The following is a 23,641-nucleotide window of genomic DNA, read 5'->3' as shown; positions in this document are numbered from 1 at the left end:
CCGCCCTTTGCGGATCTCGCACATCTCGCTCTCGAAGCGAGGTGTTGCGACCATCACTAGAACTCAAGCCCTTCCACGGGTCTTGGACCTGCGAGTTCTCCTCCCTTTTCAGCCCTCACGTGGGCGGAGTCGAGGACTGCCCGGGTGAGGTGGAGGAGGGTGACGTCGTCCAGGCGGTGCAGGATCCTCGTGGAGCCCGCCCCTGCGTCCCCCCGCCCTGCGGTCGCCCTGCGGCGGGGGGACCAGTGGCTCAGTGATCTCCCGCAGCCGGTCCGGAACAATCCGACTCCACGCGCCCCGCCCCGTACGCAACCCGACGAGCCAACACCGAGATCCGCTGGAAGAGCGAGGACGCAAGCAGCATCCGCGCGGGGCAGCAGATGCGACGCCACGGAGCGCATCGCATGACGAAGCGGTCAAACCGGCGCGAGATCCGGACCAACATCGAAAACCACAGTATCGAAAACCACAGTTTCGAAAACTTGATTTTCGCTTCGCCGAGTGGCTAAAGTTCTGGTGTCAGCCGAGGATCCGATCAGGAGCAGTCATGGCAGAGGCACCCGCGGCATCGCGCCGCCGCAAGCTCACCGCGGAGCGGGAGCGTGAGCTGCTGGCGGTGACCGCCGAGCTCGTCGGCGAGGTCGGTTACGAGCAGGTGACCATGGCCGCGGTCGCGCAGCGGGCGAAGTGCAGCACGGCGACGCTCTACCGGCAGTGGGAGAGCAAGCCGCGTCTGGTGATCTCAGCGTGGAACGCCCTTGCAGCGGAGACGGGGAAGGACTTGTCCAGCATCGATACCGGCAGTCTGCGTGGCGACCTGATGGAGTTCGCGCAGTACCTGGTGGCCGATGATCTGGTCAAGGACACCTTCACCTCGGTGCCGGCCGCCATCGTCAAGGACGAGGGCCTCATGGACATCGTGCGCGAAATCCTGATCCACCCGATCCTGCGCGATCTGGCCCAGCTGTTCGAGCGCGCGGTGGCCAGGGGAGAGATCGAAGCCGGACACCCGGTCATCGACCTGGCTGACCAGATCCTGCTCGGCCCGTGGCTCGCACAGACCATTCTCCACGGGATGCCGGCGACCCAGGAACTGATGGAGAACGTCGTCGAGCAGGTGCTCCTGCCGGCTCTCACCGCACGGCCCGCCACCGTCTGACCCGACCCCAGCCCTCACCGCCCTCCGGCCGCTCCTTCCCGTCGCGCCGGCGACCCCGCACACCCTGACAACGGCGTAGCGCCGCTCGTCCACGTCCGCATGCCTTCCTACGGCCCGCGCCGGCCACATGCCGGGCCGAAGGCACCGCACGTCCAAAAACACCATCGATCCGGAGCGTCTCCCTCATGGCCACCTTCCTCCACAAGATCGGCGGAGCCGCGTTCACGCGGCGCCGACTGGTCCTTCTTCTCTGGGCGCTCGTCCTGGGCGCCGTGGGCTTCGGCGCCGCCAACAGCTCGGGCCCCGCCAGTTCCAGCATCACTCTGCCCGGCACGGAGGCCCAGCGTGCCTTCGACCTCCTGGGCGAGAAGTTCCCCGCGGCCAACGCCGACGGAGCCACCGCCCGCGTCGTGCTGCGCGCACCCGACGGCGAGAAGATCAGCAGCCCGGAGAACAAGGCCGCCCTCGAAGCCACTCTGGCCGACGTCAAGGGCTCCTCCGCCCGTGTCGCACAGATCAGCGATCCCTTCGTCGGCAAGGCACTGAGTGCGGACGGCACCACCGCGTACGCCGAGGTCACCTACACCGCCAAGGACGCCGACCTCACCGACGGCGACCACGCGGGCCTGGACGGGGCCCTCGAATCCGGCCGCGACCAAGGGCTGACGGTCGAAGCCACCGGCAACGCGCTGGCCGCGCCGGAGGAGAGCCACACGGCCGAGGCCATCGGCTTCGCCCTGGCAGCCGTCATCCTCCTCATCACCTTCGGCTCTCTCGCCGCAGCAGGACTGCCCCTGCTGACCGCACTCGTCGGAGTGGGTGTGAGCATCGCCGCCATCACCGCTCTCAGCGGCCCGCTCGATCTCAACAGCAACGCCTCCGCTCTCGCCACGATGCTGGGCATCGCGGTCGGCATCGACTACGCCCTCTTCATCGTGTCCCGCTACCGCTCCGAACGCGCGGACGGCCACGACGCCCGCGAGGCCGCCGCCCGCGCCAACGGCACCGCCGGCTCCGCCGTCGTCTTCGCGGGACTGACCGTCGTCATCGCCCTCGCGGGCCTCGCGGTGGTGAACCTGCCCATCCTCACCGCGATGGGACTCGCCGCCGCCGGCGCCGTCGTCATCGCCGTCCTCGTCGCCACCACCCTGGTTCCCGCACTCCTCGGCTTCGCCGGCGAACGTGTCCGGGGCAGGAACCGCAAGAAGGCCGCCCCCGCCGACACCACCAAGCCGGGGCTGGGGCAGCGCTGGATCTCCTACGTCCTGCGCAAGCCGGCCCGGATGCTCCTGCTGGCCGTGGTCGCCCTCGGCGTGGTCGCCCTGCCGGCCACCCAGCTCGAACTCGGGCTGCCGGACGACGGCTCCAAGGCCGCCTCGTCCACCCAGCGCATGGCGTACGACATGCTGTCCGAGTCCTTCGGGCCCGGATTCAACGGCCCCCTCACCGTGACCGTCGACGACCAGGACCCGGCTGTCGCCCGCGCCGGCGCCGAAAGCCTCGGCACGTCCCTCGCCGACCTGCCGGACGTGGCCGCCGTCGTCCCGGCCGTCTTCAACGAGGCCGGCGACACCGCCATCATCACCGTCATCCCCGACAGCGCACCGGGCAGCGAAGCGACCAAGGCCCTCGTCGCCGACATCCGGGCCGAGGCGGGCGACCTCCGGTCGGACACCGGCGCCCGTTCCCTCGTGACCGGCACCACGGCACTCAACATCGACATCTCCGACAGGTTCAGCGCGGCGATCGTGCCCTACCTGGCCCTCGTCGTCGGCCTCGCCGTCCTCGTGCTGATCCTCGTCTTCCGGTCCATCCTGGTACCCGTCAAGGCCGCCCTCGGATTCCTGCTCTCCGTACTGGCTTCCCTCGGCGCCCTCGTCGCCGTCTTCCAGTGGGGCTGGCTGAAGGACCTCGTCGGCCTCGAACAGACGGGCCCCATCATGAGCCTGATGCCCATCCTCATGGTCGGCATCATGTTCGGCCTCGCGATGGACTACCAGGTGTTCCTGGTGACCCGCATGCGCGAGGCATACGTCCACGGAGCCGACGCCCGCACCGCGGTCGAGACGGGCTTCAAGCACAGCGCCACCGTCGTCACCGCCGCGGCCCTCATCATGATCAGCGTCTTCGTCGGCTTCGTCGGCTCCCACGACGCCATGATCAAGGCACTCGGCGTCGGCCTGGCCATCGCCGTCGCCCTCGACGCGTTCGTCGTCCGCATGACGATCGTCCCGGCAGCCCTCGCCCTCCTCGGCAAGCGCGCCTGGTCCCTGCCCGCCTGGATCGACCGCATCCTGCCCAACGTCGACATCGAAGGCGAGAAACTCGCCACGCACGCCCCCGCCGCTCCCGCAGTCCTCGAACCGAGCTACGCCGGCCCGGCGGACCACCAGCGCTGACAGCCTTCGCCCCAGGGGCCCGCGGTCGCCACGGCACCGCGGGCCCACCCCCCTGCCCGAAGGACGCCCATGCACCGTGTAATCCTCGCGGGCGGCCCCGCACTCGTCCGAGACGCCTACCGGCACATCATCGCCGCATCGCCGGCCTTCGCCCGCCCGGCCCAGACCGCGAGCCTCTCCGAAGCCGTCACCACTCTGACCGCGACGACCTGCGACCTTCTGATTGTCGAGGCTCAGGAACTCGATCGCCCCACATCCGCGGCAGCCCAGGTGCGGCTGCATCAGGCCGCCGCGCGGACCCGAGTCGTCGTGCTCGGAAAGATCCCTCCGAGCGAACTGCCGTCCCTGACGGGCGCAGGAGTCAGCGGCGTGCTCGGTCCCCACCTCGAAGCCGGTGAGTTCCTCACGGCACTCGATGTCATCTGCCGAGGGGCGATGGTCATCTCGCCCGCACCCGCCCAAGCACCCTTGACGCCGGCCCCGCACAACGCGCTGACGCCACTGACCCGGCGTGAACGCGAAGTGCTTGCCCTTGTCGCCACCCGGCCCGACAACTCCGCCATCGCTGACGCACTCGGCGTGAGCCCGCTCACCGTCAAGTCACATGTCAACCGGATCATGCACAAACTCGCGGTGTCGAGGAGATCCCAGCTCGTCGTACTCGCATACGAGAGCCGGTTGGTCGTCCCCGGGTCTCCGGCCGCCGCCGGTGCGGCACCGAGGGGCAACGCGTTCGCTCCTTGAGCGGGTCGTCCACGGTCCGAAGCAGCAACGCCGGTCAGGTGCGTTGGCGGGCACGGTGAGCGGTCACCAGGACGTGGTAGAGCAGACGCGGCAGGACCCGCTGGTGGCACACCGGCGACTCGCTCTGCTCGTGGCCGCCAGGTCCCTCGACATCGCGGCAGACGTCTGGGCGGACGCCCCGCGATGGCAGGCACCGTGTCTCATCGCGCACGGCACCGCGGACACCTTGACCGACCCCCGGGCCGGCCGCCGCCTCGCCACGCGCGTCACGGCGGACGCCAGCTCGCACCTCTCGGTCGAGGGCCGCCTGCATGAACTGCGCCACGACGAGACCGACCTGGTACTCCGTCACGTCCTGCTGTTCACGGTCCGCCGCCTCGGTATCGGATCGGCGGATGGAGGCCCGCAGCGGCCCGTACCCCGACGGGGCACGGCCGGATCCGGCCGAAAACCCGTCGGAGTCGTGGGCGTTGGCGGCGTCGAGGGCGATGGCCATGATCGCGGGCAGGGTGTGACCATCGGCTACCTGGGAAACGCCGGCGTCGGCCGGGGCGAGCGCCGCCAGGCGCTGGGAAACCTGGTCCACCAGCGCGGCGTAGTGCGCCCCGTAGTCGGGGACGAAGCTCTGGTCGCCGGGATGGCCGCCGGTGGCGAAGTGGCTGTGGCCGCGGGTGAAGGAGCCTGGGACGATGATCGACATCTCGACGTCGAAGCGGGCCGGCCCGGCGGCGTCGGACACGGCGAGCGCGTCCACGGCCGCCTTCACCGCGTCGCGGGAACCGACGTCAGCCCGCCGACGGCCCCTCGGTCGCGTCCCCCGAGCGGGTGCTCTCCCACAGCCGCATGAGCAACTGCTCCTCCATGTCCGGCGTGGCGTCCTCGAAGCGCTCGCCCTCGCGCACCTCCGTGTGCAGTTCCTCCATGCGCTGGTCGAGCTGCTCGGCGAGGTGCGCGGCCTCGGTCAGGCTGGCGACGAGGCCGGGCGGCACCTGACCCTCGTACTTGTAATAGATCTTGTGCTCCAGGCTGGCCCAGAAGTCCATGGCGATCGTCCGGATCTGTACCTCCACGGTCACGGGGACCGGACCCGTACTGAGGAACACCGGAATCTCGATGAGCGCGTGCAGACTCTTGTAGCCGTTGGGCTTCGGGGCGGCGATGTAGTCCTTGACCTGGAGTACGCGCACATCGTCCTGCGAGATGAGCGCCTCCAGGACCTGGTAGGTGTCGGCGATGAAACTGCACGTGATACGCACGCCGGCGATGTCCTGGATGCCGGCCCGGATCGCCTCGGGCGTGGGGGCGATGTTGAGGCGTGCCACTTTCCGCAGGATGCTCCCGGTGGACTTGACCCGGGACCCGACGTGCTCGATCGGGTTGTACCGGTGCAGGTGGAGGAATTCCCTGCGCAGGATCGACACCTTGGTCAGCACCTCGTCGACGGCGAACTCGTACTCCATCTCGATGCGCTGGAAGTCCATGCGCATCCGGCGCGCGAACGCCACGTCCTCGGACCTGCGCGGCTCCCCGTCCGGTCTCTGCGTCGGATGGTCGGCCACGAGGGCTGCTCCTCTCCCGGTCAGGAGGCGTGGACCGGCACCGCCGGGCGGGGTGAGCGACCGCGGACGCCTGGTCCCATGCTCGCACCGGCGAAGGGCCCCGGCGACCTGCACGGGAACCGCGCACCCCCGGGCCGCGCGTTCAGCCCCTCCCCCGACCACCTGGCTGCGCGAGCGTCCCGGTGCGAGTACGTGTGCCGGAACGGCTCTGCCACCCACGCCGAGGCGCTTCGCCAGAGGTCGGCCTGACCGGAGTTGCCGGAAGGGGTGCTGACTCGGCCGCGGTCCGACCGGGCAGGTCGTGCTGGCGCGAGTATGGGCAACCGCCCATCCCGATGCCGCGCCGGGTGGGATCGGGATGGGGCGAGGCCCCAGGGACCCGCGTCCAGAGACCGGCACACCGGCTCACCCGCTCACCCCCGGGCGTCGTTGCTTTCGCTCTCCGTGGTGTCGCCCTCGAAGAGGATCGCGTGGACGCGTTGCAGCACGTCGAGGTGGGCGCGGTTGTAGTACTCGACCAGCGCGTGCACGACGACCGACTCGGCGACCGCCGTTTCCCGGTGCGAGGACGACGCCAGGTCGGCCAGGCCGGGGTGGTCCCGGTGCTGTTGGCGGACATCAGGCACCATTCGTTCCGCCAGCCGCTGCCGCACCTCGTCGGAAGCGTCCTCCTCGAGCGCCGCGAATTCCGCGTCGAGATCCCCGCGAGGTCCTGCGAGCTGTTCCTGGAGGGCGGTCATCGCCACGGGTGTCAGGATGCTGGAGTAGGCCATCAACAAGGAACGCTGGGTCTCGGGCAGGTCGTCGGCGAGTGTCCTGAAGTGCTGGGGCATGTCGAGCGCGGCCCGGTTCTCCATGACTGCCGCCAGTTCCCGCCGCATCCGCTGACGGCGTTCGATGTCCGCCGCGAGTTCGGCGTCCAGGCCCCGGAGGACCTGCCGCGCCTTCTCGTCGCCGCTCTCGACAGAGGGGACGTCCGCGAGGGCCACGCCGAGGTCGGTCAGTCGCCGGATGCGCAGCAGGCGGACCAGGTGGCTGACGCCGTACCGTTTGTAGCCGTTGGACGCCCGTTCCGGCTCGTCCAGCAGGCCGATCTCATGGTAGTACCGGACGGCCTTGGTCGTCGTGCCCGCGAGTTCCGCCAACTGACGCGTACTCCACGCCACCAGGATCCCTTTCTCCAGCCTCGTTCCCGGCAGCCATTCAAAACCGTGCCCCTGGGGCACGGTCAACCACCGGCCGGTTCCGCGCCGGCCCTTGTTGACCCTGCCCCAAGGGCACGGAGTGGGATGGTCGCGACCACGACCACGAACCGGCATGCGGAGACTTTGACATGAAACGACAAAGCAGCGTCGGCCAGAGCCTGGCCCTCCTGGCGGTCCTCGGCCTGGGCGGCTCGCTGGCCACCGTGCCCGCCGCCGCCGAGGAGCCCAAGACGCCGCAGGTGAAGTGGGGCCAGTGCCCCGAAGACGTCGTGGCAGAAGCCGCTCCGACCGAGCTGCAGTGTGCCACCGTGCCCGTGCCGCTGGACTACGCCGCCCCGCGGGGCGAGCAGATCGACCTCACCGTCTCCCGGCTGGCCTCCGACCCGGGCAAGAGGCGCGGCGTCCTCATGCTCAACCCGGGCGGCCCCGGCGGGTCCGGGCTGGCGCTGTCCGCGCTGCTGGTGGCCCAGGGCCTGCCCAACAGCGTCACCGACCGCTACGACCTGATCGGGATGGACACCCGCGGGATCGGTCATTCCACACCCGTCAGCTGCGGCTTCACCACGGACAGCCCCTACTACTCCAACATCCCGCCCTACGCGGTCGACGACGCCGCGGTCACCGCACAGGCGAAGATCGCCGAGCGGGCGGCCGAGCAGTGCGCTGACAACGACGACGACGGCCGACTGCGCCACCTCACCACCGCGAACACCGCCCGCGACCTGGACCGGATCCGGGCCGCGCTCGGCGAGGAGAAGACCAGCTACCTGGGCTACTCCTACGGCACGGCACTTGGCGCCGCCTACGCGTCGATGTTTCCCGAGCGCTCCGACCGGATTGTGCTCGACAGCAACATCGGAGACACCCACCTCGACCGCGACAGCATGCGCCGCTACGCGCTCGGCATGGAGCAGACCCTGCCGGACTTCGCACGGTGGGCCACCCGCCGGCACGACAGCTACGGCCTGGGCCGCACCCCCGAACAGGTCCGGGCGACCTACCTCACCATTGCCGGCACACTCGACAAGGCTCCAGTCGCCGGGATCGATGGCAGCCTCTTCCGGCTCCTGACATTCGGCCACCTGTTCAAGCAGACGCAGTACCCCGAGCTGGCGCAGACCTGGCAGGCGCTGCTCGCAGGCGACCAGGCGGCGGCCCGCAGCCTGTCACCCGTTCCCAAGAAATCGGCGGACAGGGCATTGTCACCGGCCGACAACGCCCTGACCGTGTTCCTCTCCGTCACCTGCAACGACGTCGAGTGGCCCGAGGACGTCAATACCTACCGGCGGGGCGTCACCGAGGACCGCGAACGCTACCCGTTGTTCGGCGCCGCCACCGCCAACATCACACCATGTGCCTTCTGGCCGTACGCCCCCGCCGAACCGCCCGTGGAGGTCGACACCGAAGGCCCTCGCAACGTGCTGCTCCTGCAGAACCGGCGGGACGCGTCGACCCCGCATCGGGGCGGGAAGATGCTGCGCGAGAAGTTCGGCGACCGGGCGCGGTTGGTCACTGTCGACGACAGCGGGCACGGCGTCTACGTCCTGGGCAAGAACCCCTGCGCGTTGAACACCGCCACGCGCTACCTCGTCGAGGGCGAGATGCCCGCGAAGGACACGTTCTGCCGCGCGGACTGACCTTCTCCGAAGGCCGTCACCGTGGGCCGCCCGTATCGGACAGAAGTGTGTGGAGACGTCGCATCACGTAGACCTGGGCCGGACGGCAGGGATCGGCAATGGCAGCCGGAAATGCGCGAGGGCAGGGCACGCGTGCGCCCAGCCCATCCGTCACCGTGCGTCAGGAATCGGGAACCAGACCGAGAGGCACTTGGCGATGACCGGGACATCGATGTCGTCCTGCGCGATGTCCTCGACGAACGGTCCGGCAGTGGAGACAGGCGGCGGGGCAGTACGAGCGCTGACGCCGTTGAGCCGCAGGAAGACACGCATGGCGAGCCAGGCAGTGGGCTTGTTGCCGTCGATCAACGCGTGATTGCGGGCAACGGAGTGCAGCAGCGCCGCCGCCTTCTCGTGCAGTGCGGGAGAGAGCTCGGCCCCGAACACGTTGGTCCGGGGCCGTTCGATCGCAGACACCAGAAGCCCCATGTCACGCACGCTGTGCTCCGTGCCGTTGACCTTACGAGCTATGGCCAGGATCTCGTCGATCTGGATGTAGCGCACCTCGGTCACTTCAGGTAATCCAGGATCTCCGCATCGCTGTCCATCAGCTCGGCCAGAACGTCATCGACCTTCAGCTCGGCCCGGTCCTGGGCGTCACGAATCGCCTCGATCGCAAGCTCCTGCTTGCTGCGGCGCTCCCGACGAGCACGCTCGGTGAGCTTGGCGTCAAGGTCATCGGGGAGTCGGAGTGTCATCGCCATACAGCGATGACACCAGGCTGGTATCTGCGCGACGGGATGACGCGTTCTCCCGGTGGAAACCGGAGGACCTGGCCAGGGAGTGGCGTCGGATTCCGGGCTCAGGGGCTCGCGTGGCTCAAGAGCGCGTGGGGCTCACGGGCTCGCTGAGCACGCGGTCTCTCGGGGGCGAAGGACAGCATGCGGGCCTGTCGGTTCGTGTCGTCGCCGCTCACGTCGGCCGACGTGATGACGATCCGGCCGTTCGCGTAGGCCAGGTGTCCGGCGAGCATTCCGTACTCCGTGGCCGTGGCCGATTCCGGATGCTGCAACACCTGCTTGTCCGTGTCCACGCCACCCGGGCCGAACCGGATGATCCTGCCCGGCCGGCTGGGCGTGGCCGCTTCGTAGACGAGCGCGGACGAGCCGCTCTGCGCCTGAAGGGGGTTGAGTGTGCTGTCCTCGGACTTCACGCCCCAGGCAAGTTTCCCGGTGCCGAGGTCATAGGCACCGGCCTGGTTGGTACCCCCCAGAAAGACGGTGTTCCTGCCGACCAGGGTGCCCTTGCAGTTCTGGATGTTCTCGCCCGATTCCCCCGCGTCGGCGCAGTGCGTGAAGCCCTTCGACCGGGGGTCGACAGTGGTGCGGAGCGCTCCGCCGGGCCCCAGGGCGACGATCCGCCAGTTGTCGGTGCGCTCCTCGTTGTGGAGCGTGGTGAAGACGACCGGGGCGACGGAGAGCACCTTGCCGACCTGCCATCCCGGCTGGGTCCGGAAGCGCCAGAGAACCTTCCCGGTGCGCGGGTCGATCTCGCGGAGTTGGCTGTAGGACTTGCTGCCGTCGACGCTCATCGCGCAGGTGGAGGCCACCAGGAGCCGGGTGCCGCCCGCAACGTCGTCGGGGTAGCACTTCCCGGGATTCTCCATGGGGATGTCATAGAGCTTGACGCCGTCCTCGACCCGGTACGCGGCGGCTCTCATGCTCTGGCCGATCGCGAGGACGCCGCCGCTGATGGCGCTGTTCACGATGAAGGTGTCGTCCGCGGAACCGGTCTCGACGAGCTCCTTCTGCCACCCGGCCTTCCCGGTCCGGAGGTCGATCATCCGGAGCTGGTTGCACCGGGCCCCTCTCCGGGCCTGGCTGCTCTTGTACACCAGGACGACCTTGCCGTCAGGGGTCGGGTTGACCGGTGTCTCGCAGACGGGGGCGGGCAACGGCACGCTCCACACCTCGGCGCCGTCCGAGAGGCGGTAGGCGGTGACTTTCCTGTACGCGGCCTGGACGACCGTGTCGCCGACGGTCCACAGATCGTGGACCTTGAAGTTGCGCCGAGGCAGATCCGTCCGGTCGTCGACGACCCACGCCTTGGCATCACCCGGTTTGCGCCCGGCGTTGATCTGCTCCGACGTCGGGATCTCCTTCTGCTCAGGCGTGCGGACCGCGGGGGTACGGGGAGCGGTCGGCGTCCCGGAAGGGCGCGGTGTCGCCTCCGCCTCGGGCGCGACGGAGCCGTCCGAGCGGCCGACGGTGACGGCATACACTCCTGCGCAAGCCACCAGGAGAGGAAGGATGGCGGCCGTGGCGATCGTCGGCCTCCTGCCGAAGCGCCTGCGGCGGCTCGGCGGCAGCGGAGGGCCGTAGCCCTCCGTCGCGTAAGGGTTGCCCGGCACCGGTCGCTGCTCCGGAGGTGGCAAGTCCCAGGGCTGTCGCGTGCGCGGCATCAGTGCTCTTCTCTCCTGGCAGGTCCGAACCCGTCCGGGGTGCTTGGTGAGTCCTCGCTGAGCCTCTTGCCGCGGTGTTCAACGGCACGGGCAGGCGGCGCCGCCGCGCTCGGAGCGTCGCGCTCCTCCTTCTTCTCGCGTCGCGCAGGTATGTCCACGATCAGCGATCACGCTGGGCTGCGGCACGCTCACCGGACGGATCGGCGACCACGATCTCGATGTGCGGCGGGGCGTACTTGCCTGCTTTGCGCACCATCTTCGCCAGATCGAACTTGGAACGGGGGACGGCGACATGGATCGGTGCGGGCATGGCCGGGTCCGGCGACGGGCCGGTCGCACCCGCCGGCAGGATTGCACCGGGACGCAGCCGTGCCCCGATCAGCGCATGCGGGGCGTTGGGCGGAGTGGCCACGACGAACTGGGTGACGTCCGTCCACGGCAACAGCACCCGGCCGAACCGGGCCCCGGCCGCGTCGAACTGGAACGCGGTGCGTCGCTTCTCGAACCAGGAGATGATGAAGGGCGTTGCCAGGACGATGACAGCACCGCCCTTCATGTCGAGTGCCCAGCCGAGCAGTAGGGCCAGTGCCACGACACCCACGATCGCCCCCCACAGGCCCGCCTGGTCCTGGGCGGAGAAGGGGTGGGCGACCCGGTAGCGTTCCCATCGCCCACCGCGGCGGGTGGGCTGTGTGCCGGGGATGCGATTGCCCTGCGACATGGTGTTCTTCCTCTCTCGATGAACGGTTGACGGTTCCTTGCCGACGGCGTGGCGGAGCCCCGCCCGCGGGCATCGCCCACGGCTGCACCGACGGTGTTCGCGCGTGCGCCACCTGTCCGTAGCCTCGTCCGTGTGTCGGGGTGCTGCCGTGTCGCCACGGCCCCACTGTCCGGTCACACGCATGGGGCAGCTCACTGCCCGTCCAGGTCGTCTGCACCGACGCAACCTGGCAAACTCTGGCCCGACGCACTGAAATGCCGGTGAAATCCTGCTGAAGCAGGGCCTTGGGAGCGGCGGGCCCGGGGCGAACGGGGACGTGGGGACTTCTAAGTGGGCGTAGACGCAGTGGCCCCGGGCGCGAGTGCGGCCGATTCGAGCGGGCACGTGCGGATCGACCTGCTCGGGCCGGTCAGGGCCCGCCGCGGAGAATCGCCACTCGCGCTCGGCCCGGTTCGCCGGCAGGCGGTTCTCGCCGCTCTGATTCTGAGGGCGCCGGATTTCGTGACGTACCGACAACTCCTGGACGACGTATGGGGAACCGAGCCTCCCGCGACGGGCCACCGGGTCCTGTCGAGCTACGTCTATGCGCTGCGCAGGACGCTGAGCGGGGCGGGCGCCGGGACGGCCCGGTCGGTGATTCAAGGGGGGAGCGGCGGCTACCGTTTCGTGCCCGACGGAGCCCGCACCGACCTCGCCGACTTCGCCGAGCAGGTCGCCCGCACCCAGCGTGCGATGGCCGCCGGTGACCACGACGCGGCGCTCGACCACGGCAGTAGAGCCCTGGGGCTGCTCCGCGGCGAGCCACTGCCAGGCCTGCCGGGGCCGCTCGCCGACACCGAGCGGCAACGCCTCGCCCGGCAGCGGCGAGTGTTGCACCAGGACCGGGCGGAGTGCCTGGTGCTGCTCGGGCGCTACCCGGAGGCCCTGGACGCCCTCATGGCGGCGCCCCTGATGCGGCCGCTCGACGAGCCGGCAGCCGCCCTGCGGATGCGCGCGCTCCACGGCAGCGGGCGACAGGCCGAGGCACTGGCCGTCTACCAGGAGATGCGGCACCGGCTCCTCGACGAACTGGGCATGGAGCCCGGGGAGGAACTGCGCCGCGTGCACCAGGCAGTCCTGCGAGGAGACGGCCGACTGCCGGCAGACCGTTCGGCGAGGCCGCCCGCGGCCGGCACCCCGACCCTCCACGGCACTCGGTCCGAGGAACCCCCGCCCGAGCAGTGCCTCCCCGGCGCATCCGATCGCCCCGGCGGTCCCCGCCCCCGTCGCAACGACCTCCCCGGCGACACCGCCTGTCTGGTCGGCCGTGAACGGGAACTCTCCCTGCTCACCGCCCCCGTGCCCGCAGGGAGTGTGTCCGTGGTGGCAGTCGACGGCACGGCGGGCGTCGGCAAGACCGCCTTGGTGGTGCGCGCCGCTTGGGCGCTCGGCGACGCCTACCCCGACGGTTGTCTGTTCGTGGATCTTCACTCGCACGGCGCCGCCCACGAGAGCGTCGGCCCGCAGCGGGCTCTGCGTCGGCTGCTGCGCGCCGTCCGCGGCAGCGGTGATGAGATCCCGGACGACCTGAGTGATGTGGCGGACCTGGTCACGGCCTGGCGAGCGGCAACCAGTGCACTGCGGCTGCTGCTTGTCGTCGACGATGCCCGCAGCGCCGAGCAGGTGCGTCCGCTCCTGCCCGCCGGACCGGGGAGCCGGGTCCTGGTGACAGGCCGACAGCGCCTGCCCGGCCTTGACGCCGATCTGCGGCTCACCGTGGAGCCACTGGGCACCGGCGATGCGGTCAGCCTGCTCCGGGAGCTCATCGGCAAGTCCCGGGCGGACCACGAACCAAAGGCGGCACTTGAGCTTGCCCGGCGTTGTGGCGGGCTGCCCCTGGCGTTGCGCATCACGAGCGCCCGGCTGCAGAACCGCCCGTCCTGGACCCTGGCCCTTCTGGCCGGCCGGATGTCCGACGACGCGCGCAGCCTGGGCGAGCTGCGTGCCGAGGACCGCAGCGTGGAGGCCGCCTTCCGCATGTCGTACGACCAGCTCACGCCCGAACTGCAGCGCGCCTTCCGCGCATTGGGCCTGGCTCCGACCGCGCGCTTCGACGTGCTCACCCTCGCCGCCATGCTGGGCAATTCCCGTGAGGACACCGAGGACCTCTTGGAAGACCTGGTCGACGCGAGCCTGCTGCAACAGCCGCACCCCGGCCGCTACAGACTGCACGATCTCGTACGGGCCCACGCACGACGCCTCGCCACCGAAACACCCGAGGAGGCCGCCGCGGACCGGGCCGCCGTCCTGAACCTCTATACGGCCGCGGGCCGCATCGCCAGTGACTGGGGCCCCGAAGGCTTCGCAGCCGACTCCGACGGGTCTGGTTGCTCAGACGTCTCTGGTCGCTCCGCGTTCCCGAGTTGGCGGGAAGCCTCGGCATGGCTGAAGGCAGCGGGCGGCGAACTGGTCGACGTGGTGGCCTACGCGGCCGCCGCCGGCCAGTTCGACCACGCCTGCCGGATCGCCGAAGCCCTGGTCGACCACTTGGCCCACCAGGGCCGGTTCCACGAGTGCCGCGCCGCCCTGGAGCTTGCTCTGCCGTGCGCGGACCGGGCGGCCGACCGGCGGATGCCCTCCTCTCTGCACAACTGCATGGGAATGGTCGACATCTACCAGGGGCGGTTCCAGCAGGCGCAGAGGTCCTTCACCGAGGCGGGACGCCACGGCTGCGGTCACGACGATCTGCGGAACCAGGCTCGTACCGTCGCCGGGATGGGCGCAGCGGAGTGGATGCTGGGCAGCGTCGAGGACGCGGTTGCTCACCTGGGCGAGGCGGTGGAGCTGGCGACCCGACTCGGCGACGACTGGCTGACCGGGATCGCGCTCTGCAACCTCGGTGCGATCTGCTCCCAGCAAGGGCGGCACGAGCAGGGATTCGAGTACTACTCCGCAGCCCTCGCCATCGCCGAGAAGAACGGCCGCCCCAGAACGATCAGCAACGCACTGTCCTTCGCCGCCGATGCCCACCTGGCCCTCGGCCGGCACACGGAGGCCACCGACCTGCTGCGGCGGGCCGTCGAACTTGCCCGTGACGCCGATGACCTTCCGCTGCGCGCGGCGAGTCTGTCCCGTCTCGCCACCGTGGAACACCTCCGGGGCAGTCTGCGCTCTGCCGTCGACATCCACCAGGAAGCCCTGTCCACGCTCACGCCGAGCGCGAGTACATGGCTGGAGATGGAGGTCCGCATGCGTCTCGGCACCACCTACGCCGCGGCGGGCCGTCGCGCGGAGGCACAGCACGAATTCCGGACCGCCCTCTCCCTGCCCGGAGCCGGTGACCACCCCCGGCAGAACGGAATGGCACGCGACGGGCTGAGGGGCCTTGACGTCCGCCCCACCGAGGAGAACACCTGAGGAGAACACCTGAGGGGGGCGGCCGGTGGCGACCGGCCCGGTCCACGTGCCGCCCGGGGGACCGAGCTTCGGGGCCGGATCAGGTAAGGCGGCCGAGGAAGTCCTGGCCTCGATGAGTCCTGCGTCGCAGTGCTCCCTGCCTTCGCAAGTACGACAGCAACCGCAAGCCACCGTTCACGTCATGACCTCCATGCCCTACGAGCCCTCATTGTCTTCCGAGGAAGGCCGCACCACATGCCGCCCGTCGACCAGACGTCCTGGGACGCCGCGGTACGCCACCTGTACGGGGGCGCGTACGCATGCGTCGCCACAGGACCCCGGCACCACGAGGACTGGGCCCTCGACGTCCTCACCGTGATGGCCCGGGTTCCGGACCCGAGGGACTGGGCCGGCGTCGATGACGCGGCGCAGAGCCCGGAGCGTGAGGGAGACCCCAAGTACCCATTCGCCGACCACCCCCCGGAGTACGTCGCGCCGCGCCTCAAGGAGATCGACCGGGGCAGCGCCGAGAACCTGCTCCTGGCCCTCACGGAGTCCGGGTGCACCCTTGCCAACCTCCAGTACTTCGCCGAATCCCCGTACGAACTGCGGGCCATGGCGCGCACGATCCTCGCTCGGTACGGGGACGGGGCCAGGTACTACACGAACGTAAAAAAAACAGGGCAGCCGCCCCGGCACAATCGCCTTCACTCTGGAGAGCTTCGGGTACAGCCCGCTGGGTGTCTACGTGGAAGACTGTGGCCTCGTCATCGTCTCGGACACCGAAGTGGGCCTGTTCTGGAGCTTCGCCGACTAGTGAGTCTGCACGCGCGAAGGTCCCGCCCCGGTGATTCGAGAGGATCCCCCCGCGCTGACCCGTTCCGCCTCCTGTCCCGATCGGGAGACCGCCCAATGGGCCACCCAGCAGGTGGTGACCGCGAACGAGCAGGCCGTCCACCGCTGCCTCGCCCAGCACACCCGGTCCCGTCTTACCGCCGAGGCCGCATGGCCGTCCCGTGAGGAAGCCGTGGGCCGGGCGGGCCACGGGGCCATATATCCGAGGTACGGGAGACACTCAGATGCCCAGCGGCACCTGGGGCCACCTCTGTGTCGAGGACGGGAAAACGCTCGGACAGCCCGTCGGACTTGCCGTCGAGCAGGGCAAGAAAGTGAAGCCGAGTTCCGGGCGGTCAAGGTGTCCTATTCGAGCGTCATATGAGCGTCAAAACTCTCCGATCGTCGAGCCGTTCCACTCGACAGCACCCAACGGTGAGACCAGTGGCCGCAGCGTGAGCTAGCAACCGGTGGACCCGGAAGACCCGATGTCCGGATACAAGCAGGGTGGCCTGAAAGCCACGGGGTCCGACGTCACCGGTATCGACACGCGAATCCAGTACGACAGCGACCGCAACCCACCGTTCACCGTCATGACGTCGATGCCCTACAAGCCCTAGCTCCGCCGAGAAAGGCCAGCACGACATGCCCGTCGACCAGAAGTCCTGGGAAGCCGCGGTACGCCACCTGTACGAGGACGCATACCCGTACGACGCCACCGGCCCACGCCGACACGAGGACTGGGTCCTTGATGTCATCGCGCTGATGGCGCGGGTTCCGGACCCCCGCGGCTGGGCCGGTCTCGACGACGCGGCCCAGAACCCGGAGCGTGAGTGCGCTCTCGGGTGAAACCGCAGGTCAGAGCAGAGTGCCTGGACGACCGCGCGCTCCACGTCGTGTCCGGTGGGAAACATGTCGAGCGCATCCCGCCATGCCTGAGAACGCCGGGAAAACTGCAGGTCAGGCACCCTTGTCCGCAGGCTCAAGGATCGCGACGCACTCCACATGATGCGTCATCGGGAACAGGTCGAACGCCCGCAGCGTCCGCACCCGGTACCCGCCCTCCCGGAAGTACGCGATGTCCCGCGCCAGTGCCGCCGGGTCGCACGCCACGTACGCGATGCGGCGGGCGCCCAGGGTGACCAGTTGCTTGACCGTGGCCTTGCCCGCGCCCGCGCGCGGCGGGTCCAGGACGATCAGGTCGCACTCCGTGATGCCCGTGCGCGGCAGGACCTGGTCGACCTTGCCGTGCTCGATGCGGACCCGGTCCAGGTCCTTGAGGTTGTGGCGGGCGTCCTCGACGGCGCGCTTGCCGGACTCGATGCCGAGCACCGCGCCCTTCTCGCCGATGCGCTGGCCGATCGCGCCGGCGAACAGGCCCACGCCGCAGTAGAGGTCGAGCGCCGTGTCGTTCTTGCGGGGCAGCAGCCCCTGCATGACCGCGCGGACGAGGGTGTTCGCCGCCTGGGGGTGAACCTGCCAGAAGCCGCCGGAGCCGACGCGGTACGTGCGGTCGTCGGCGCGCTCGCGCACGAAGGCGCGGCCGTGGACCCGGTGGACGCCGCCGTCCTTCTCGTCGACGCGGAGCACGGAGACCGGCTTGTCGAGCTCGACCAGGGGCAGCCGGCCGCCCTCTCGCGGGGTCAGGATGACCTGGCGGTCGTGGGAGCCGGTGGCGGAGATGGCCTCCACCGTCGCCATCTGCGGCCAGTCCTGCTTCTCGATGCCGAGCTCGGAGACGCCGGGGGCGGCGATCATGCAGTGGTCGATCGGCTGGACCTCGTGCGAGCGGTGCTTGCGCAGCCCGACCAGACCGTCCGCGTCGACGGCGTACTGGACGCGGGTGCGCCAGGCCGGGACCTCGCCCGGCGGGAGCTTGTCGCCCTCGGCCGGCATGACGGTGCCGTCCCAGCCGGCCTCTTCGGGGGTGAGTCCCGCGAGGCGCTGCAGCTGCTCGGCGATGACCTCGCCCTTGAGGCGGCGCTGCGCGCCCGGCTTGGCGTGCTGCCAGTCGCAGCCGCCGCACTTGCCGGGGCCCGCGTAGGGGCAGGGGGCCTCGACGCGGTCCTTGGACGCGTCGATGACCCGTACGGCGTCGGCACGCAGGAAGCGCGAGTCGCTCTCGCCGTCGGTGACGCGGGCGACGACCTTCTCGCCGGGAAGGGTGTGCCGCACGAAGAGCACCTGGCCCTCGGCGGTACGCGCGATGCAGTGGCCGCCGTGTGCGACGGGGCCGACCTCGACCTCGTACTCCCGGCCGATCAGCGACTCCCCCGATGACGACGATGTGGATTCGTTCTGCATGAGGGGGTGGCTCCAGAGATCAAAGGGAAAGCGGCCGGACAACAACCCACGAGTCTACGTGGATGCCGGCCGGCCGCTCACCACATGCGGGGTGTGCCCGGTCAGCGCCGGTTGCCGTGTTCCTTGTGCCGCCGCTCCACGGGGCCGCGGCGGACCGACCCGGGTGCGGTCCAGTCGGCGCGCTTCCTGGCCCGCAGCTTCGCGGCCTCCGAGGACTCCAGCTGGTACGGCACGGAGGTCACCATCACACCCGGGGTGAACAGCAGTCGTCCCTTGAGCCGCAGGGCGCTCTGGTTGTGCAGCAGGTGTTCGTACCAGTGACCCACGACGTACTCGGGGATGTAGACGCTGATCACCGTGCGCGGCCGGTCCTTCCGCAGGCCCTTCACGTACTCGATGACCGGCCGGGTCACCTCGCGGTAGGGCGAGTCGAGGATCTTCAGCGGGATGTCGATGCCGCGCCGCTCCCACTCGTCCTTCAGCGCCTTGGTCTCGGTGTGGTCGACGCTGATGGAGAGCGCCTCCAGCTGGTCCGAGCGCACCAGCTTGGCGTACGCGAGCGCGCGCAGCGTGGGCCGGTGGAGCTTGGAGACCAGGACGATCGAGTGGACCCGCGAGGGCCGCACGGTGTCGTCGGTCGGGGCGTCGGTCGCCGCGATCTCCTCGGCGACCCGGTCGTAGTGCTTACGGATCGCGGTCATCGTGCCGTAGAAGATCACCATGCCGAGCAGCGCGACCCAGGCCCCGTGGGTGAATTTGGTGGCCAGGACGACGACGAGCACCAGGCCGGTGAAGAACGCCCCGAAGGTGTTGATCGCCCGCGAGCGGACCATGTGCCGCCGCGCGGCCGGGTCCCGCTCGCTGCGCAGGTGACGGTTCCAGTGCCGCACCATGCCGGTCTGGCTGAGCGTGAAGGAGACGAAGACGCCGACGATGTAGAGCTGGATGAGCCGGGTCGAGTCGGCCCCGTAGATCCAGACGAGGAGGATCGCGGCTCCGGCCAGCAGCACGATGCCGTTGGAGAAGGCCAGCCGGTCGCCGCGGGTGTGCAGCTGACGCGGCAGGTAGCGGTCCTGGGCCAGGATCGAGCCGAGCAGCGGGAAGCCGTTGTACGCGGTGTTCGCGGCGAGGAAGAGCACGAGGGCGGTGGCCGCGGCCAGCACCACGAAGAAGAAGGTGCCGTCACCGAAGACCGCCGCGGCGACCTGCGAGATCACCGGGTCCTGGACGAAGCCCGTGCCGACCGCTGCGCCGTTGTGGATGAGGTCCTTCGCGGGGTTCTCGGCCATCTTGACGTCGGTGGCCATGGCCAGGCCGATGATGCCGCAGAACATGGTGGTGGCCAGCAGGCCCATCGCGGCGAGGGTGGTGGCCGCGTTCCTGCTCTTCGGCTTGCGGAAGGCGGGCACGCCGTTGCTGATCGCCTCGACGCCGGTGAGCGCGGCGCAACCGGAGGAGAAGGCCCGCAGGAGCAGGAAGACGAGGGCGAAACCGGCCAGCCCCTGGTGCTCGGGCCTGATCTCGTAGTCCGAGGTCGGTGCGTGCATCGTCTCGCCGAGGACCAGCCCCCGGAACGCGCCCCAGAGGATCATGAGGAAGACCCCGGCCACGAACAGGTACGTCGGGATGGCGAAGAGCTTGCCGGACTCCTTCACACCGCGCAGGTTCATCAGCGTCAGCAGCACGATGGCCCCGATCGCGAAGAACGTCTTGTGTTCGACGACGAAGGGGATCGCGGAGCCGAGGTTCTCCACCCCGGAGGCGATGGACACGGCGACGGTGAGGACGTAGTCGACGAGGAGGGCGCTGGCGACGGTCAGACCGGCCCTCGGCCCGAGGTTGGTGGTGGCGACCTCGTAGTCCCCGCCACCGCTCGGGTAGGCGCGCACGTTCTGCCGGTAGGAGGCGACGACGGTGAACATGAGGACCACGACGGCGGCCGCGATCCAGGGGCTGAAGTGGTACGCCGACACACCCGCGACGGACAGCACGAGGAGGACTTCACCGGGTGCGTACGCCACCGAGGACAGCGGGTCGGACGCGAAGACGGGCAGCGCGATGCGCTTGGGGAGGAGTGTTTCCCCCAGCTTGTCGCTGCGCAGCGCCCGGCCGATCAGGATCCGTTTGGGCAGGTCGGTCAGTTTGGACACGCTGAGGATCGTAAGCGCTGGCGTGACGGGCTACCGAGGCACCACCCGCTCGGGAGCGGGAAAACCTTCATATTTACCCGCGCCGACCGCGAAAGTCCATGGAATCCTTAACGAAATCCTTGCGGGCCGAGCGGGCGGTGGCCCCCTCCCGGGCCCCCCTTTGCCCGATGCCGCGGGGGATGCGCACACTCGGATGAGGCGGCGGATGCCCGGCCGCATAAGCTCATCCCCGGGCGACGCCGGGGGTCATTGCCCCATCGGTCTGCCCCGCAAGCGGAGAAAGAAGTGTGAGCAGGGTGTTTTCGCAGGTCATCCGGACGACCAGGACGGCGAGGTAGGCGCACGGTGCACATCGTCATCATGGGCTGCGGGCGTGTCGGCGCCGCTCTCGCACAGACCCTGGAGCAGCAGGGACACACGGTCGCCGTGATCGACCAGGACCCCACGGCGTTCCGCCGTCTCGGTGCCGGTTTCGGCGGCCGGCGGGTCAACGGGGTCGGTTTCGACCAGGACACCCTGCGCGAGGCCGGGATCGAGGAGGCGGGGGCGTTCGCCGCGGTGAGCAGCGGTGACAACTCCAACATCATCGCGGCCCGGGTGGCCCGCGAGATGTTCTCCATCGACAACGTCGCCGCCCGCATCTACGACCCCCGGCGTGCCGAGGTCTACCAGCGTCTCGGCATTCCCACCGTCGCGACGGTGCGCTGGACCGCGGACCAGATGCTGCGGCGGCTGCTGCCGTCGGGCGCCGAACCGCTGTGGCGCGACCCGAGCGGAGGTGTGCAGCTCGCGGAGGTGCACACGACGCCGTCCTGGATCGGCCACAAGATCAGCACGCTGCAGGAGGAGACGGGCGTTCGCGTCGCCTTCCTCACCCGGTTGGGCGAGGCCATACTGCCGACGTCGCAGACGGTGCTGCAGGAGGGCGACCTCGTCCACGTGATGATGCGGACGGACGAGATCGCGAAGGTCGAGGAGGCCTTTGCCGAAGGTCCTGAGGAGGGCGGTCACTGATGCGCGTGTCGATTGCCGGGGCGGGTGCGGTGGGCCGTTCCATCGCTGCCGAGCTCCTGGAGAACGGGCACGAGGTGCTGCTGATCGACAAGGCGCCGACCGCCATCTCGGTGGAGCGGGTCCCGATGGCCGAATGGCTGCTCGCGGACGCCTGTGAGATCACCTCGCTCGACGAGGCGGCGCTGCAGCGGTGCAACGTCGTGATCGCCGCGACCGGGGACGACAAGGTCAACCTGGTCGTCTCGCTGCTCGCGAAGACCGAGTACGGCGTTCCGCGGGTGGTCGCCCGGGTGAACAACCCGAAGAACGAATGGTTGTTCAACGAGTCGTGGGGGGTGGACGTCGCGGTCTCCACGCCGCGTCTCATGTCCGCCCTGGTCGAGGAGGCCGTGAGCGTCGGCGATCTCGTCCGGCTGCTGCGCTTCAGCCACGGCGACGCCAACCTGGTCGAGCTGACGCTGCCCCCGGAGTCGGCCCTGGCCGGTACCCGGATCGGCGATGTGGCCTGGCCCGAGGACACCTCGCTGGTCACCATCATCCGGGGTACGCGCGTCCTGACGCCGAGCCCCGAGGAGACCCTGGAGGCCGGCGACGAGCTGCTGTTCGTGGCCGCCCAGGCGCGCGAGGAACAGCTGGAGGACCTGCTGTCGGTCCGCCGCGATCCCGCGGACAGCTGAGACGGGACACGGCGAGGGGCCCGGAACCGTGTGTCACGGTTCCGGGCCCCTCCGCTGTCCGCGTGCCGACGTGTGCCGGCGCGGTGGCTGCCGTCCTGCCGTGTGCCGGCGCGGTGGCCGCCGTCAGGCGTCGTAGTCGCGGACTTCGGCCGCCCGGGCACTCTGCGCGGCCTTGCGGGCCTTCTCGGCCTCCTCCTCCGCCTCCATCTCCGCGAACACGTCGATGGGCGGCGGTGCCTTGGCGAGGAAGACCCAGGTCAGGTAGACCGCCAGCAGGAACGGCGGGATCTTCAGCGAGACCAGCACCCAGCCGAGCTGCGTGGTGTCGGCCCACCAGTACAGCGGGAAGAGGATCGCGCACTTGGCGAGCAGGATCAGACCCCACGCGTAACTGGCCTTGGCGTAGGCCTTCTTGCGCCCCGGGTTCCTGGTGCGCCAGGAGAGGTTCTCCTTGAAGACCGGGCCGAGGATCAGGCCGATCAGCGGCACCCCGGCGAGGGTCGTGCCCAGATAGGCCACCGCCAGGCCGAGCGTGTAGAGCATGCCCGGCAGGTAGAAGTCCTTGGCGTTGCCCGTCATCTTCGCGAAGACCACACCGAAGGCGACGCCGAAGACGCCGCTGAAGGCGTGCTTGACGGTGTCCTTGCGGATCAGCCGCACGACGACGAGGGCCAGGGACACCGCCAGTGCGGCGATGGCCGAGGTCCCGAGGTCCTTCTTGATGGTGAAGATCGTGACGAAGAGCAGCCCGGGCAGGACTGTCTCCACCATCCCGCGCACGCCGCCGAAGGCCTCGAAGAGCGCGGCTTCGGTGACCGCCTTCGCCTCGGCGTCCTGCTGGTCGGTGCGCTGGGGGTGGTCCATGTCGGGTGTCGGCTTGTCGAGAGACGTCACCGGCTACTCCTTGCCGAGCGGTCGGAGTTCGTATGTGGGGTTGAACAGCACCCGGCGCCCGTGACTCATGGCGACGCGGCCGGAGGCGATGATCCTACGGCCCGGTTCTATGCCGACGATGGAACGACGGCCCAGCCAGACCACGTCGAGCGGCGCGGTGCCGTCGAAGAGCTCCGCCTCCAGGGCGGGCACTCCGGCGCGCGGGCGCAGGGTGACGGTCCGCAAGGTACCAGCCACCTTGACGATCTGGCGGTCGCTGCACTCGGAGATGCGCGTGCAGCCCGACGCGTGCGTGTCCTCCTGCAGCTCCTCGGACTCCAGGTCCTCCTGGGAGCTGGACAGCCGGTCGAGCATGCGGCGGAAGCGCCCGGAGGGCTTGTCCGCCTTGCCGGCCTTCTCGAATCGGGGAACAGCGCTCATACCCGAAGGGTACCGGTCTCCTGTGGTACGGGCCGGACCCCGAGGGTGTCACTCGAACGGGTGACCCCGATGAACGGGGAAGCGGGTCATCCGATGAGCGGGAAGCGGG

General features: G+C 69.8%; 20 protein-coding genes and 2 pseudogenes. 11 read left to right on the top strand and 11 right to left on the bottom strand.

Annotated elements, in window-relative coordinates; translation table 11 throughout:
• Positions 1-71: 71 nt before the first annotated feature.
• Positions 72-312 (bottom strand): annotated as a pseudogene (locus OG927_RS36020) (hypothetical protein); the annotation flags it as partial.
• Between the two features lie 235 nt (positions 313-547).
• Here OG927_RS36020 and OG927_RS25015 point away from each other — a divergent pair.
• From OG927_RS25015 to OG927_RS36015, 4 genes are all read left to right on the top strand, one after another.
• Positions 548-1,159 (top strand): TetR/AcrR family transcriptional regulator, encoded by a 612-nt coding sequence (locus tag OG927_RS25015; RefSeq protein ID WP_056789200.1) that lies wholly within the window; start codon positions 548-550, stop codon positions 1,157-1,159.
• A gap of 185 nt (positions 1,160-1,344) precedes the next feature.
• Complete coding sequence (locus OG927_RS25010; protein WP_330320805.1) at positions 1,345-3,558, top strand: MMPL family transporter; 2,214 nt, start codon at positions 1,345-1,347, stop codon at positions 3,556-3,558.
• A 69-nt stretch (positions 3,559-3,627) separates the two neighbouring features.
• Positions 3,628-4,302, top strand: a complete 675-nt coding sequence (locus OG927_RS25005; protein WP_209469584.1) for a response regulator transcription factor — start codon at positions 3,628-3,630, stop codon at positions 4,300-4,302.
• Positions 4,268-5,149, top strand: a complete 882-nt coding sequence (locus OG927_RS36015; protein ID WP_408058093.1) for a serine aminopeptidase domain-containing protein — start codon at positions 4,268-4,270, stop codon at positions 5,147-5,149. Before OG927_RS25005 ends, OG927_RS36015 begins: the two co-directional genes overlap by 35 nt.
• Here the strand turns inward: OG927_RS36015 and OG927_RS24995 are convergent.
• Positions 5,088-5,861 (bottom strand): GTP pyrophosphokinase, encoded by a 774-nt coding sequence (locus OG927_RS24995; protein WP_330320803.1) that lies wholly within the window; start codon positions 5,859-5,861, stop codon positions 5,088-5,090. The genes OG927_RS36015 and OG927_RS24995 overlap by 62 nt on opposite strands.
• Positions 5,862-6,274: 413 nt before the next feature.
• On the bottom strand, positions 6,275-7,027 hold the full coding sequence (locus OG927_RS24990) for a helix-turn-helix domain-containing protein (RefSeq protein ID WP_330320802.1): 753 nt from the start codon (positions 7,025-7,027) through the stop codon (positions 6,275-6,277).
• 167 nt (positions 7,028-7,194) lie between these two features.
• Between OG927_RS24990 and OG927_RS24985 the strand changes: the two genes are divergently transcribed.
• Positions 7,195-8,703 carry an alpha/beta hydrolase gene (locus OG927_RS24985; protein WP_330320801.1) on the top strand — a complete coding sequence of 503 codons (1,509 nt, stop codon included), beginning with the start codon at positions 7,195-7,197 and terminating at the stop codon, positions 8,701-8,703.
• A 150-nt stretch (positions 8,704-8,853) separates the two neighbouring features.
• On the opposite strand, the gene OG927_RS24980 is transcribed toward OG927_RS24985, so the two are convergent.
• The 4 genes from OG927_RS24980 to OG927_RS24965 all read right to left on the bottom strand — a co-directional run bounded on the left by OG927_RS24980 (position 8,854) and on the right by OG927_RS24965 (position 11,864).
• Entirely contained in the window at positions 8,854-9,255 is a 402-nt protein-coding gene (locus OG927_RS24980; RefSeq protein ID WP_330320800.1) for a type II toxin-antitoxin system death-on-curing family toxin, read from the bottom strand.
• Positions 9,252-9,446, bottom strand: a complete 195-nt coding sequence (locus tag OG927_RS24975; RefSeq protein WP_031089472.1) for a ribbon-helix-helix protein, CopG family — start codon at positions 9,444-9,446, stop codon at positions 9,252-9,254. The genes OG927_RS24980 and OG927_RS24975 overlap by 4 nt, the downstream gene beginning before the upstream one ends.
• Positions 9,447-9,544: 98 nt before the next feature.
• Complete coding sequence (locus OG927_RS24970) at positions 9,545-10,978, bottom strand: outer membrane protein assembly factor BamB family protein (RefSeq protein ID WP_330320799.1); 1,434 nt, start codon at positions 10,976-10,978, stop codon at positions 9,545-9,547.
• 325 nt (positions 10,979-11,303) lie between these two features.
• Positions 11,304-11,864 carry a hypothetical protein gene (locus tag OG927_RS24965; protein ID WP_330320798.1) on the bottom strand — a complete coding sequence of 187 codons (561 nt, stop codon included), beginning with the start codon at positions 11,862-11,864 and terminating at the stop codon, positions 11,304-11,306.
• 330 nt (positions 11,865-12,194) lie between these two features.
• Here OG927_RS24965 and OG927_RS24960 point away from each other — a divergent pair, with 330 nt between their 5' ends.
• The 4 genes and pseudogenes from OG927_RS24960 (at position 12,195) to OG927_RS24945 (ending at position 16,922) form a co-directional block, all read left to right on the top strand.
• Entirely contained in the window at positions 12,195-15,260 is a 3,066-nt protein-coding gene (locus tag OG927_RS24960) for an AfsR/SARP family transcriptional regulator (RefSeq protein WP_330320797.1), read from the top strand.
• An 829-nt stretch (positions 15,261-16,089) separates the two neighbouring features.
• Positions 16,090-16,275, top strand: a pseudogene (locus tag OG927_RS24955) (RNase A-like domain-containing protein); the annotation flags it as partial.
• A 286-nt stretch (positions 16,276-16,561) separates the two neighbouring features.
• Positions 16,562-16,693 (top strand): hypothetical protein, encoded by a 132-nt coding sequence (locus tag OG927_RS24950; protein WP_330320796.1) that lies wholly within the window; start codon positions 16,562-16,564, stop codon positions 16,691-16,693.
• Between the two features lie 25 nt (positions 16,694-16,718).
• On the top strand, positions 16,719-16,922 hold the full coding sequence (locus tag OG927_RS24945; RefSeq protein WP_330320795.1) for a hypothetical protein: 204 nt from the start codon (positions 16,719-16,721) through the stop codon (positions 16,920-16,922).
• A 111-nt stretch (positions 16,923-17,033) separates the two neighbouring features.
• Here the strand turns inward: OG927_RS24945 and OG927_RS24940 are convergent, their stop codons facing one another.
• The gene (locus OG927_RS24940) at positions 17,034-18,377 is read right to left on the bottom strand and encodes a class I SAM-dependent RNA methyltransferase (RefSeq protein ID WP_056790664.1); all 1,344 of its coding nucleotides are present in this window, start codon (positions 18,375-18,377) and stop codon (positions 17,034-17,036) included.
• Positions 18,378-18,478: 101 nt separating this feature from the next.
• Positions 18,479-20,527, bottom strand: coding sequence for an APC family permease (locus OG927_RS24935; RefSeq protein WP_209469592.1), 2,049 nt, complete (start codon positions 20,525-20,527; stop codon positions 18,479-18,481).
• 345 nt (positions 20,528-20,872) lie between these two features.
• On the opposite strand from OG927_RS24935, the gene OG927_RS24930 reads away from it, so the two are divergent.
• Positions 20,873-21,541 (top strand): potassium channel family protein, encoded by a 669-nt coding sequence (locus OG927_RS24930; protein ID WP_056790670.1) that lies wholly within the window; start codon positions 20,873-20,875, stop codon positions 21,539-21,541.
• Complete coding sequence (locus OG927_RS24925) at positions 21,541-22,218, top strand: potassium channel family protein (RefSeq protein WP_056790673.1); 678 nt, start codon at positions 21,541-21,543, stop codon at positions 22,216-22,218. Before OG927_RS24930 ends, OG927_RS24925 begins: the two co-directional genes overlap by 1 nt.
• 123 nt (positions 22,219-22,341) lie before the next feature.
• Here the strand turns inward: OG927_RS24925 and OG927_RS24920 are convergent, their stop codons facing one another.
• Together OG927_RS24920 and OG927_RS24915 are read right to left on the bottom strand one after the other, a co-directional pair.
• Complete coding sequence (locus OG927_RS24920) at positions 22,342-23,112, bottom strand: DUF3159 domain-containing protein (RefSeq protein WP_056790676.1); 771 nt, start codon at positions 23,110-23,112, stop codon at positions 22,342-22,344.
• 3 nt (positions 23,113-23,115) lie between these two features.
• Entirely contained in the window at positions 23,116-23,532 is a 417-nt protein-coding gene (locus OG927_RS24915; protein ID WP_056790679.1) for an OB-fold nucleic acid binding domain-containing protein, read from the bottom strand.
• Positions 23,533-23,641: the final 109 nt, after the last annotated feature.

This window comes from Streptomyces clavifer (genome assembly GCF_036345975.1).
GTDB classification, from domain to species: Bacteria; Actinomycetota; Actinomycetes; order Streptomycetales; family Streptomycetaceae; genus Streptomyces; species Streptomyces clavifer.
This window is presented reverse-complemented; position numbering and strand designations above follow the sequence as displayed.